This is a genomic window from Georgenia soli, from assembly GCF_002563695.1.
GTDB classification, from domain to species: Bacteria; Actinomycetota; Actinomycetes; order Actinomycetales; family Actinomycetaceae; genus Georgenia; species Georgenia soli.
This window is the reverse complement of the sequence record NZ_PDJI01000003.1, coordinates 152387-163917: the sequence shown is the minus strand read 5'-3', so window position 1 is coordinate 163917 and position 11531 is coordinate 152387. Positions and strand designations below refer to the sequence as shown.

Annotated in this window: 11 protein-coding genes and 4 pseudogenes; 7 read left to right on the top strand and 8 right to left on the bottom strand. The window is 69.8% G+C overall.

The features are described from left to right. The 3 genes and pseudogenes from ATJ97_RS01475 to ATJ97_RS01460 all read right to left on the bottom strand — a co-directional run. Positions 1 to 450, bottom strand: a pseudogene (locus ATJ97_RS01475) (relaxase/mobilization nuclease domain-containing protein); the annotation flags it as partial. A 164-nt stretch (positions 451 to 614) separates the two neighbouring features. Continuing rightward, on the bottom strand, positions 615 to 1799 hold the full coding sequence (locus ATJ97_RS20655) for a relaxase/mobilization nuclease domain-containing protein (protein ID WP_211287008.1): 1185 nt from the start codon (positions 1797 to 1799) through the stop codon (positions 615 to 617). After that, a complete protein-coding gene (locus ATJ97_RS01460; protein ID WP_098482098.1) occupies positions 1796 to 2104 on the bottom strand; it encodes a MobC family plasmid mobilization relaxosome protein in 309 nt (102 codons plus the stop codon). Before ATJ97_RS01460 ends, ATJ97_RS20655 begins: the two co-directional genes overlap by 4 nt. A 332-nt stretch (positions 2105 to 2436) precedes the next feature. Between ATJ97_RS01460 and ATJ97_RS01455 the strand changes: the two genes are divergently transcribed. Both ATJ97_RS01455 and ATJ97_RS20190 read left to right on the top strand, forming a co-directional pair. Further along, complete coding sequence (locus ATJ97_RS01455; RefSeq protein WP_098482099.1) at positions 2437 to 2775, top strand: hypothetical protein; 339 nt, start codon at positions 2437 to 2439, stop codon at positions 2773 to 2775. Between the two features lie 721 nt (positions 2776 to 3496). Further along, positions 3497 to 3580 (top strand): annotated as a pseudogene (locus tag ATJ97_RS20190) (hypothetical protein); the annotation flags it as partial. Between the two features lie 180 nt (positions 3581 to 3760). Here the strand turns inward: ATJ97_RS20190 and ATJ97_RS20185 are convergent. Further along, positions 3761 to 4240 (bottom strand): hypothetical protein, encoded by a 480-nt coding sequence (locus ATJ97_RS20185; RefSeq protein WP_245861965.1) that lies wholly within the window; start codon positions 4238 to 4240, stop codon positions 3761 to 3763. A 10-nt stretch (positions 4241 to 4250) separates the two neighbouring features. On the opposite strand from ATJ97_RS20185, the gene ATJ97_RS01445 reads away from it, so the two are divergent. Together ATJ97_RS01445 and ATJ97_RS01440 are read left to right on the top strand one after the other, a co-directional pair. Then, the gene (locus ATJ97_RS01445; protein ID WP_098482215.1) at positions 4251 to 4622 is read left to right on the top strand and encodes a hypothetical protein; all 372 of its coding nucleotides are present in this window, start codon (positions 4251 to 4253) and stop codon (positions 4620 to 4622) included. Positions 4623 to 4664: 42 nt separating this feature from the next. Beyond that, positions 4665 to 5036, top strand: coding sequence for a hypothetical protein (locus ATJ97_RS01440; RefSeq protein WP_098482214.1), 372 nt, complete (start codon positions 4665 to 4667; stop codon positions 5034 to 5036). A gap of 1330 nt (positions 5037 to 6366) precedes the next feature. Here the strand turns inward: ATJ97_RS01440 and ATJ97_RS01435 are convergent. From ATJ97_RS01435 to ATJ97_RS01420, 4 genes and pseudogenes are all read right to left on the bottom strand, one after another. Next, positions 6367 to 6792 (bottom strand): hypothetical protein, encoded by a 426-nt coding sequence (locus ATJ97_RS01435; RefSeq protein ID WP_098482213.1) that lies wholly within the window; start codon positions 6790 to 6792, stop codon positions 6367 to 6369. Continuing rightward, a complete protein-coding gene (locus tag ATJ97_RS01430; RefSeq protein ID WP_098482212.1) occupies positions 6780 to 7280 on the bottom strand; it encodes a hypothetical protein in 501 nt (166 codons plus the stop codon). The genes ATJ97_RS01435 and ATJ97_RS01430 overlap by 13 nt, the downstream gene beginning before the upstream one ends. 99 nt (positions 7281 to 7379) lie before the next feature. After that, a pseudogene (locus tag ATJ97_RS01425) lies at positions 7380 to 8380 on the bottom strand (ATP-dependent DNA ligase). A gap of 242 nt (positions 8381 to 8622) precedes the next feature. Beyond that, entirely contained in the window at positions 8623 to 8961 is a 339-nt protein-coding gene (locus ATJ97_RS01420; protein WP_098482099.1) for a hypothetical protein, read from the bottom strand. Between the two features lie 332 nt (positions 8962 to 9293). Between ATJ97_RS01420 and ATJ97_RS01415 the strand changes: the two genes are divergently transcribed. The 3 genes and pseudogenes from ATJ97_RS01415 (at position 9294) to ATJ97_RS20175 (ending at position 11519) form a co-directional block, all read left to right on the top strand. Beyond that, complete coding sequence (locus tag ATJ97_RS01415; RefSeq protein ID WP_098482098.1) at positions 9294 to 9602, top strand: MobC family plasmid mobilization relaxosome protein; 309 nt, start codon at positions 9294 to 9296, stop codon at positions 9600 to 9602. Positions 9603 to 9903: 301 nt separating this feature from the next. Then, positions 9904 to 10131, top strand: a pseudogene (locus tag ATJ97_RS20735) (relaxase/mobilization nuclease domain-containing protein); the annotation flags it as partial. Between the two features lie 365 nt (positions 10132 to 10496). After that, positions 10497 to 11519 carry a hypothetical protein gene (locus tag ATJ97_RS20175; RefSeq protein ID WP_245861962.1) on the top strand — a complete coding sequence of 341 codons (1023 nt, stop codon included), beginning with the start codon at positions 10497 to 10499 and terminating at the stop codon, positions 11517 to 11519. The last annotated feature ends 12 nt before the right edge of the window (positions 11520 to 11531 follow it).

Genomic DNA, 11531 nt, shown 5'->3' with positions numbered 1-11531 from the left:
CTCGGCCGCCCTGTCGTCGTGCGCCGGGGCGGCAGGTACGGGTGGCAGGCGGTCTGCGACCTCACGCAGGCGTCGCTCGGCGACGTGCCGGATGTGGGCCGCCCGATGGTGCTCGGCGGAGGCTCGGTGCATGGCGTAGACGGCCTGGGCGAGCATGACGAGCTGGCGCAGCATCGCCGCCTGGGCGATGGCGCCCTGGCCAGCCATGGTGGCCGACGCCAGCAGCATCGCGACTCCCCCGACCGACGCCTTCCCGGAAGCCTTGGGGTGCACGCTCTGGCGGCGCAGCTGGGCCGACTTCGCCAGCGCGTCGGCCGTCGCGGCGAGCGGCCCGGGCACGGCCTCGACGCGGTTCGACCAGGCGGCGAAAGCGCCGGCGGTGTCGCGTGCGACCTGGGCCCAGGTGTCGCGGTCGTGGATCGGCACGCTGCGCAGCCGCTCGCGCAGCACGTCTACCTCGGTCCGCGTACAGCTCCCACAGTCGAGGGTCGACCTCGGCGCTCTCGCGGCCGGGCGCGACCGGCCGGCGGTTGCGCTTCGCGGCGGTCCACTCCCCCGCCGCGGCGGTCGCCGCCGCGGGGGTGTCGGCCATGCCTGGCGCAGCCGGGGCAGGGTCAGGTCGCGGGCCAGGTGCCCGCCGCCGTACCAGATCGCCCGCTCGCCGGCCTCGGGCCGTGTGGCGACGGAGTAGCCGGTGACGACGTCCGTGCGGCCGTCTGCCGAAACGTGGCCGCCACGAGGAGACCGGCGCGGCGCATCCGGCGCACGAACTCGGCCTCGTCCGCGGCCGCGGTGGAGCAGCCGCGCACGGTCCGGGCGAGTGCGCGGCGCGGCTCGTCCGCGCGCAGCTCGGCGCTGATGCGGGCGTGCTTCTCGGCCGCGGGCAACTGCTCCCACGGCACCTCTCCCCGGCCGTGGCGGCGGTTGCGTTCGTGCTTCGCGCGGGCGCGGCCGCGGGCCTGGGCCTCCTGCTCGGCGGGGTCGTAGGCACGCTCGGCGGTGTCCGCCGGCCCGTGCCGGTCCCGGCCCGTCAGGGCGCGCTGCCAGGCCTGGTCGGTGGCGAACTGCTTGCTCACCTCGGCGTCCTGCAGCTCACCAGTGAGCTCGTCCCACGGCACCCGGCCGTCCGTCCGGCGGGCGTGCTCCCACGCGGCGCGGGGTGTGCGCGCGGGCGGTCTCGTACTCGTTGGGCACCAGGGGCAGCAGGTCGAACTCGCGCTCGAGGTCGCGAGCGACCTGCTGGACACGGTTGTAGTCGTTGTGGGTGGACGCCTTGGTGCCGTCCTCGCGCACCAGGTTGACCGGCCAGGTGGATGTGGTCGTTGCCCCTTCGACGAGAGTCCGTGGTGCACCGCGACCCACCGGCACGGGGCCTTCGTGCCCTCGTGGTCGTCGAACCCCATGCGCTTGATGAACTCGCCTGCGATGGCACCCCACTGCTCGTCGGTGAGCCGGCCTTCCTCGGGCCGCAGTGACAGCGAGCAGTGCCACACGTGGGCCTGCTTCTCGCCGACCTTGACGTTCTTGAAGATCCGCTTGCCGGCGTCGTCGCGGCCGGTGACCTGGCGCTCGTAGACGCCCATCGTCACGTCAACCCCGAGCGCCTTGCGCGGGCGGTCGAGGTACTTCGCGATCGCCAGTGCGGCGTCGCGGTCGAGCTCGTCGTCGTCGTGCCACGCCATCAGCGCCGGATCACCGGCGACCAGGTGCGGCTCGGTGTGCTCGTTACGCCGTCCCGGACCCGCCAGGTAGACCATCAGGCCGGCCATCCGGTCGCCCCGGACGATGTGCGGGATCACGACGTCCCGAGCCGGTCGACAGCGTCGTCGATGCGCTCCGCCGTGCGGCGCACCGCGCGCAGCGTGGCGACCATCTCGGCCTGCACCTCACCGGTCACGTTCGTCACCCGGGCCATCTGGTTGACGTTGTTCGCGATGCCCGCGAGCAGCCGGTGCACGGCGAACAGCTCGACGACCGCGTTGCGTCGCTCAGTCGGCGTCTCCCCCGTCGGTGCCAGCGCCGACTCGATCAGCAGCCGGGGCACCGTGACCCGGTGCTCCTCCGCGCGCTGCAGCAGCAGCGCCTCCTCCTCGGGCGTGACCATCACGCGGTGGCTGTGCTGGCGACCACCAGCCACGTTCGCCCGCCGACGCCGGACCACACGGGCGCCCCTCGCAGGCTCCTCCGCCACCGCGACCACCGCCTCTCCCGGCCCAGCGCAGCGACCCCGCCCCGTGCGGGGACCACGCGACCAGCGTGCCAGTAAAGGCCGCAGGCCGTCCAGCGATGGCGGCCAGTTACGGCACGTAACTATATAACTTGCTCGTCTCGGACAGGTTGGCGCACTTGTGCGCCTGGCGTTAGGCGTTAATGCCGAAAGGGCATGGGACGCGTGGGTATCGGTCGGCGTCCAGTCCGTCACCCTAGGCTGATGGCATGACGAAGGAACTGAGCGTCGAGGACGCCGAGAAGAAGGCCCGTGAACTGCTCGACCGACGTATCGCGTCGGTCCGCACGCTCGTCACCGCGCGGCAGAGGCTGGCCGAGCTGCGCGAGCAGGTCGCCGAAGCTGAGCGCGACCACGTGCGCCTCTACAACGCCGCACTGAGCGACGGCTGGTCGCCCGACGAGCTCCGCAAGCTAGGGCTGACCGAGCCGGAGAAGAAGGCGAGGACCCGCCGTCGAGCGGCGGCCAAGAAGCCCGCCGCCGACACCACTGGCGTCGACGGTCAGGCGACGGCTCCGGCCCCGGAGCCGGAGCCGTCGCTGAACTGACCGCCCTTCCTCGGAGTTCCTGATGGTCACGGTTCGGTGGGTGCCCTCAAGGGCGCACGGCGTCGCTTCGCGATGCGGCAAGCCGCACCCCTGACAACACCCACCGAACTGGGTGAACAACTCTGCCCGGGGCCGAAGAAGCAGCGGCACCCACCACCCAGGGCCGGCGCTCTCCTGGCGCGGCAAGGTTCAGTTCTTGCGATGCTCGCCGACAGGCGCAACGACGACGAAGCGAAGGTGGGATGAGCAGCACACTGCCCGAGGGACTCCGCGGCCCAGTCGACCTCGCCCTCGCCAGAGCCGTCGAGAAACTCCCGGCCCCCGGCACGCTGCCCGGCGGTCTCATCGCCGAGCCCAAGTGGGATGGCTACCGGCGCGAGTGTGGTTCGCGACGGAGACAGCACCGTCCTATGGAGCCGGCAGCGCAAGGACCTCACCGCTACTTCCCCGACCTCTTACGCCGCGGCCGCCACAGCGGTGCCGCCCGGATGCGTGCTGGACGGCGAGATCGTCGTCTTTCACCGACGGCCGGCTCAACTTCTCCTCGCTGCAGCACCGTATGACCAGCTTCCAAGCGTGCACTGGCCGACCTCATCCGCCGCGAACCGGCCTCCTACGTCGCCTTTGACATCCTCGCCGTCGCGTACCAGGACGTGCGCCACCTCCCCCTGCGCGACCGCCGCAATCTGCTCGAGGAACTCGCCAGCGACTGGGAACCACCATGCAGATCTCTCCGATTACGACCGACACCGACGAGGCCCGCCGGTGGCTCGACGAGTTGCACGTCACCGGCGTCGAGGGCCTGATCCTCAAGGGCGCTGCCCAGCCCTACCGCGGGAGCAAGCGTGACTGGCTCAAGGTGAAAACACCGCGACACGGCAGAGGTCGTGTGCGGCGCGGTCATCGGCACCCTCGAGCGTCCCGAGGCGCTCATCGCCGGCCTGGTCATCGACGGCCGGCTCCGCATCGTCGGACGCACCACTCCCTACACGCCGGACCCGCCCGCGCGCTCAGCGCGCTCCTGCACCCGCCCGCCGGCGAACACCCCTGGCCCACCCGCATCCCCCGCGGCGCCCTCGACCGCTTCGCACGAGACAAAGAGCCCATCGACATCACCCTCGTTGACCCCCTCGTCATCGAGGTCACCGCCGACGTCGCCTGGTCCGGCACCTCCTACCGCCACCCACTCCGCTACGTCCGCGCCAGACTCGAGCTCCAGATTGAAGACGTCATTCCGCCCCGCTGAGTACTCATTGCGGTAGAGAATCGGTGGTGGAGCGTCGGCAATGCGGTCGCCCGCTCCGTCCCCCCTTAAGCCGCATGACCGCTGGAGCTCTGCCCACTCGTGAAGCACACCCGAATCGCCGCTGCAGTCGCCGCCGCGGCCCTGACTCTCGCTGGCTGTTCGACCGGTAACGCCGAGCCCGAAAAAGGCCGAGCCCCAGGAAGACGGCGCCATAACCACGATCGAGAAGTTGCACCAGGCATTCGTCGACGCTGGTGGGACGTGCAAGGAACTTTCTCCCCGCAACGTCACCGCTGCAACCGATGCCGCCGACTGCGACGATGACACCGTCCTGATGGTCTTCACCGATGAGAAGGCCGCCAACGCTCACGCGAGCGAAATGACCGCCATGGGTTCGAACGTGCTCGTCGGCGATGCGTTCGTCATCAACTCCGAACTCCAGGAGCTCCGCAAGGTGGTGCGCTCGCTCAACGGTGTCGTGAGCATGGCTACCGAGGGCCACGAAGAGACGCCGGCGGCCGCCCCCACGCCGAAGCCGACCCCGACCACCCCACCGACGCCAGAGAAGGGAACCCGAGACAACCCGGTATGCCCGACGTAGACGTCATCACCTTCTCCGAGGGAGCCCCAGCCCACGTGGGAGGTGAAGGTCGGGTACGCCGACTTCGACGCCTGGCCCGAGATCTCGGCCGCCAACCGCTTCTACGACCCGCCCGCCGCAGGGCAGGTCTATGTCCTGCTGCCCGTGACTGTCACGTACAAGGGACAGGGGTCGGGCACCCCGTGGCTCGACGTCGACGTGGCGTTCGTATCCGCCGACGGCCGCTCCTACGACGCCGAGATCATGTCGGGAATCCCCGGCGCGATGACGGACGTTGACGACCTCTACACCGGCGGATCCGCCCTTGGCACGTTCCCGTTCGAAATTCCGGCCGACGCCCTGGAAGGCGGCACCTGGGCCGTGTCGGCTGACTGGTCCGACCCGATGTTCATCGCCGCCCTGCCCACCGGCTGAACCGAAGGCCAGACAGCCCGCGTCTCCGCCAGCCGCCACGCGTTGCGGGAATCTTCGTACCGCCGCCTCTGGTCATACAAGGCAGATTCACAGTGCCGAACTGCGGCCATAGCTCAGTGCGTGGCTACGCCGATCCAGATCCCACGCTCGGCGAGGCTAGACGTGCGAGGGGGGCTCCCCGGAGCTCACACCATGGACTCGCTCAGTCGGGTGCGGCTGCCCGCTCAGCTGGGTGATCGTGTTTTGTGGGACACGGCCCCTGCTGAACGGTCGTGTCGTTCAGCATGTGTCGCGACACCTAAGCATCGAGACCGGGCTGCAGCACAGCTAGGTTCTCGCGCGCACTGGGTCGCGTGATCGTCGACGACCATCGCCGGTGGCCATCTGAGACCAACGCCCTCTTCCCAGCAGTGACTGCCGAGGACTTGACGCAAGCCCTGACTCCATGAACTATTGCGAGTCAGCAGTTGGCACATTAATATCTATGCAGTGAGTCTCCATGCACTGTTGCGTGGAGAGCCCCCCACCCCCATGCAGCGACGTCGCTGTGCAACGAGGAGGAATCATGAGTCGAGGACGACTTCGCAAGACGATGGCCGCTCCGCTCGTCGGTGGCCTTGCCCTGATGCTCACGGCTTGCTCCAACGGTGCTGGTGCGGCACCTGGAGATGGTGGCATGAGATCGTCATCGGCGCCTCGGTCGCCGATCAGAAGTCTCTGATCTCTGAGCGGAGCGGCCATCGTCTTGCGAAGTCGTCCTCGACTCATGATTCCTCTCGTTGCACAGCGACGTCGCTGCATGGGGGTGGGGGGCTCTCCACGCAACAGTGCATGGAGACTCACTGCATAGATATTAATGTGCCAACTGCTGACTCGCAATAGTTCATGGAGTCAGGGCTTGCGTCAAGTCCTCGGCAGTCACTGCTGGGAAGAGGGCGTTGGTCTCAGATGGCCACCGGCGATGGTCGTCGACGATCACGCGACCCAGTGCGCGCGAGAACCTAGCTGTGCTGCAGCCCGGTCTCGATGCTTAGGTGTCGCGACACATGCTGAACGACACGACCGTTCAGCAGGGGCCGTGTCCCACAAAACACGATCACCCAGCTGAGCGGGCAGCCGCACCCGACTGAGCGAGTCCATGGTGTGAGCTCCGGGGAGCCCCCTCGCACGTCTAGCTCGCCGAGCGTGGGATCTGGATCGGCGTAGCCACGCACTGAGCTATGGCCGCAGTTCGGCACTGTGAATCTGCCTTGTATGACCAGAGGCGGCGGTACGAAGATTCCCGCAACGCGTGGCGGCTGGCGGAGACGCGGGCTGTCTGGCCTTCGGTTCAGCCGGTGGGCAGGGCGGCGATGAACATCGGGTCGGACCAGTCAGCCGACACGGCCCAGGTGCCGCCTTCCAGGGCGTCGGCCGGAATTTCGAACGGGAACGTGCCAAGGGCGGATCCGCCGGTGTAGAGGTCGTCAACGTCCGTCATCGCGCCGGGGATTCCCGACATGATCTCGGCGTCGTAGGAGCGGCCGTCGGCGGATACGAACGCCACGTCGACGTCGAGCCACGGGGTGCCCGACCCCTGTCCCTTGTACGTGACAGTCACGGGCAGCAGGACATAGACCTGCCCTGCGGCGGGCGGGTCGTAGAAGCGGTTGGCGGCCGAGATCTCGGGCCAGGCGTCGAAGTCGGCGTACCCGACCTTCACCTCCCACGTGGGCTGGGCTCCCTCGGAGAAGGTGATGACGTCTACGTCGGGCATACCGGGGTTGTCTCGGGTTCCCTTCTCTGGCGTCGGTGGGTGGTCGGGGTCGGCTTCGGCGTGGGGGCGGCCGCCGGCGTCTCTTCGTGGCCCTCGGTAGCCATGCTCACGACACCGTTGAGCGAGCGCACCACCTTGCGGAGCTCCTGGAGTTCGGAGTTGATGACGAACGCATCGCCGACGAGCACGTTCGAACCCATGGCGGTCATTTCGCTCGCGTGAGCGTTGGCGGCCTTCTCATCGGTGAAGACCATCAGGACGGTGTCATCGTCGCAGTCGGCGGCATCGGTTGCAGCGGTGACGTTGCGGGGAGAAAGTTCCTTGCACGTCCCACCAGCGTCGACGAATGCCTGGTGCAACTTCTCGATCGTGGTTATGGCGCCGTCTTCCTGGGGCTCGGCCTTTTTCGGCTCGGCGTTACCGGTCGAACAGCCAGCGAGAGTCAGGGCCGCGGCGGCGACTGCAGCGGCGATTCGGGTGTGCTTCACGAGTGGGCAGAGCTCCAGCGGTCATGCGGCTTAAGGGGGGACGGAGCGGGCGACCGCATTGCCGACGCTCCACCACCGATTCTCTACCGCAATGAGTACTCAGCGGGGCGGAATGACGTCTTCAATCTGGAGCTCGAGTCTGGCGCGGACGTAGCGGAGTGGGTGGCGGTAGGAGGTGCCGGACCAGGCGACGTCGGCGGTGACCTCGATGACGAGGGGGTCAACGAGGGTGATGTCGATGGGCTCTTTGTCTCGTGCGAAGCGGTCGAGGGCGCCGCGGGGGATGCGGGTGGGCCAGGGGTGTTCGCCGGCGGGCGGGTGCAGGAGCGCGCTGAGCGCGCGGGCGGGTCCGGCGTGTAGGGGAGTGGTGCGTCCGACGATGCGGAGCCGGCCGTCGATGACCAGGCCGGCGATGAGCGCCTCGGGACGCTCGAGGGTGCCGATGACCGCGCCGCACACGACCTCTGCCGTGTCGCGGTGTTTCACCTTGAGCCAGTCACGCTTGCTCCCGCGGTAGGGCTGGGCAGCGCCCTTGAGGATCAGGCCCTCGACGCCGGTGACGTGCAACTCGTCGAGCCACCGGCGGGCCTCGTCGGTGTCGGTCGTAATCGGAGAGATCTGCATGGGTGGTTCCCAGTCGCTGGCGAGTTCCTCGAGCAGATTGCGGCGGTCGCGCAGGGGGAGGTGGCGCACGTCCTGGTACGCGACGGCGAGGATGTCAAAGGCGACGTAGGAGGCCGGTTCGCGGCGGATGAGGTCGGCCAGTGCACGCTTGGAGCTGGTCATACGGTGCTGCAGCGAGGAGAAGTTGAGCCGGCCGTCGGTGAAGACGACGATCTCGCCGTCCAGCACGCATCCGGGCGGCACCGCTGTGGCGGCCGCGGCGTAGAGGTCGGGAAGTAGCGGGTGAGGTCCTTGCGCTGCCGGCTCCATAGGACGGTGCTGTCTCCGTCGCGAACCACACTCGCGCGGTAGCCATCCCACTTGGGCTCGGCGATGAGACCGCCGGGCAGCGTGCCGGGGGCCGGGAGTTTCTCGACGGCTCTGGCGAGGGCGAGGTCGACTGGGCCGCGGAGTCCCTCGGGCAGTGTGCTGCTCATCCCACCTTCGCTTCGTCGTCGTTGCGCCTGTCGGCGAGCATCGCAAGAACTGAACCTTGCCGCGCCAGGAGAGCGCCGGCCCTGGGTGGTGGGTGCCGCTGCTTCTTCGGCCCCGGGCAGAGTTGTTCACCCAGTTCGGTGGGTGTTGTCAGGGGTGCGGCTTGCCGCATCGCGAAGCGACGCCGTGCGCCCTTGAGGGCACCCACCGAACCGTGACCATCAGGAACTCCGAGGAAGGGCGGTCAGTTCAGCGACGGCTCCGGCTCCGGGGCCGGAGCCGTCGCCTGACCGTCGACGCCAGTGGTGTCGGCGGCGGGCTTCTTGGCCGCCGCTCGACGGCGGGTCCTCGCCTTCTTCTCCGGCTCGGTCAGCCCTAGCTTGCGGAGCTCGTCGGGCGACCAGCCGTCGCTCAGTGCGGCGTTGTAGAGGCGCACGTGGTCGCGCTCAGCTTCGGCGACCTGCTCGCGCAGCTCGGCCAGCCTCTGCCGCGCGGTGACGAGCGTGCGGACCGACGCGATACGTCGGTCGAGCAGTTCACGGGCCTTCTTCTCGGCGTCCTCGACGCTCAGTTCCTTCGTCATGCCATCAGCCTAGGGTGACGGACTGACGCCGACCGATACCCACGCGTCCCATGCCCTTTCGGCATTAACGCCTAACGCCAGGCGCACAAGTGCGCCAACCTGTCCGAGACCGAGCAAGTTATATAGTTACGTGCCGTAACTGGCCGCCATCGCTGGACGGCCTGCGGCCTTTACTGGCACGCTGGTCGCGTGGTCCCCGCACGGGGCGGGGTCGCTGCGCTGGGCCGGGAGAGGCGGTGGTCGCGGTGGCGGAGGAGCCTGCGAGGGCGCGCCGTGTGGTCCGGCGTCGGCGGGCGAACGTGGCTGGTGGTCGCCAGCACAGCCACCGCGTGATGGTCACGCCCGAGGAGGAGGCGCTGCTGCTGCAGCGCGCGGAGGAGCACCGGGTCACGGTGCCCCGGCTGCTGATCGAGTCGGCGCTGGCACCGACGGGGGAGACGCCGACTGAGCGACGCAACGCGGTCGTCGAGCTGTTCGCCGTGCACCGGCTGCTCGCGGGCATCGCGAACAACGTCAACCAGATGGCCCGGGTGACGAACGTGACCGGTGAGGTGCAGGCCGAGATGGTCGCCACGCTGCGCGCGGTGCGCCGCACGGCGGAGCGCATCGACGACGCTGTCGACCGGCTCGGGACGTCGTGATCCCGCACATCGTCCGGGGCGACCGGATGGCCGGCCTGATGGTCTACCTGGCGGGTCCGGGACGGCGTAACGAGCACACCGAGCCGCACCTGGTCGCCGGTGATCCGGCGCTGATGGCGTGGCACGACGACGACGAGCTCGACCGCGACGCCGCACTGGCGATCGCGAAGTACCTCGACCGCCCGCGCAAGGCGCTCGGGGTTGACGTGACGATGGGCGTCTACGAGCGCCAGGTCACCGGCCGCGACGACGCCGGCAAGCGGATCTTCAAGAACGTCAGGTCGGCGAGAAGCAGGCCCACGTGTGGCACTGCTCGCTGTCACTGCGGCCCGAGGAAGGCCGGCTCACCGACGAGCAGTGGGGTGCCATCGCAGGCGAGTTCATCAAGCGCATGGGGTTCGACGACCACGAGGGCACGAAGGCCCCGTGCCGGTGGGTCGCGGTGCACCACGGACTCTCGTCGAAGGGCAACGACCACATCCACCTGGCGGTCAACCTGGTGCGCGAGGACGGCACCAAGGCGTCCACCCACAACGACTACAACCGTGTCCAGCAGGTCGCTCGCGACCTCGAGCGCGAGTTCGACCTGCTGCCCCTGGTGCCCAACGAGTACGAGACCGCCCGCGCGCACACCCGCGCCGCGTGGGAGCACGCCCGCCGGACGGACGGCCGGGTGCCGTGGGACGAGCTCACTGGTGAGCTGCAGGACGCCGAGGTGAGCAAGCAGTTCGCCACCGACCAGGCCTGGCAGCGCGCCCTGACGGGCCGGGACCGGCACGGGCCGGCGGACACCGCCGAGCGTGCCTACGACCCCGCCGAGCAGGAGGCCCAGGCCCGCGGCCGCGCCCGCGCGAAGCACGAACGCAACCGCCGCCACGGCCGGGGAGAGGTGCCGTGGAGCAGTTGCCCGCGGCCGAGAAGCACGCCCGCATCAGCGCCGAGCTGCGCGCGGACGAGCCGCGCCGCGCACTCGCCCGGACCGTGCGCGGCTGCTCCACCGCGGCCGCGGACGAGGCCGAGTTCGTGCGCCGGATGCGCCGCGCCGGTCTCCTCGTGCGGCCACGTTTCGCAGACGGCCGCACGGACGTCGTCACCGGCTACTCCGTCGCCACACGGCCCGAGGCCGGCGAGCGGGCGATCTGGTACGGCGGCGGGCACCTGGCCCGCGACCTGACCCTGCCCCGGCTGCGCCAGGCATGGCCCGACACCCCCGCGGCGGCGACCGCCGCGGCGGGGGAGTGGACCGCCGCGAAGCGCAACCGCCGCCCGGTCGCGCCCGGCCGCGAGAGCGCCGAGGTCGACCCTCGACTGTGGGAGCTGTACGCGACCGAGGTAGACGTGCTGCGCGAGCGGCTGCGCAGCGTGCCGATCCACGACCGCGACACCTGGGCCCAGGTCGCACGCGACACCGCCGGCGCTTTCGCCGCCTGGTCGAACCGCGTCGAGGCCGTGCCCGGGCCGCTCGCCGCGACGGCCGACGCGCTGGCGAAGTCGGCCCAGCTGCGCCGCCAGAGCGTGCACCCCAAGGCTTCCGGGAAGGCGTCGGTCGGGGGAGTCGCGATGCTGCTGGCGTCGGCCACCATGGCTGGCCAGGGCGCCATCGCCCAGGCGGCGATGCTGCGCCAGCTCGTCATGCTCGCCCAGGCCGTCTACGCCATGCACCGAGCCTCCGCCGAGCACCATCGGGCGGCCCACATCCGGCACGTCGCCGAGCGACGCCTGCGTGAGGTCGCAGACCGCCTGCCACCCGTACCTGCCGCCCCGGCGCACGACGACAGGGCGGCCGAGGCCGCTCGGGTCGCGGCCACGGGCCAGGTTCGGGCCCGGCCGATCGGGTCCCCGGTTCCCAACCGGATCGATCCCGCCCGCCGCCACCAGCTCGCAGGGCACGACAAGGACCGTGGACCGGAGCGGTAACCAACACAGATG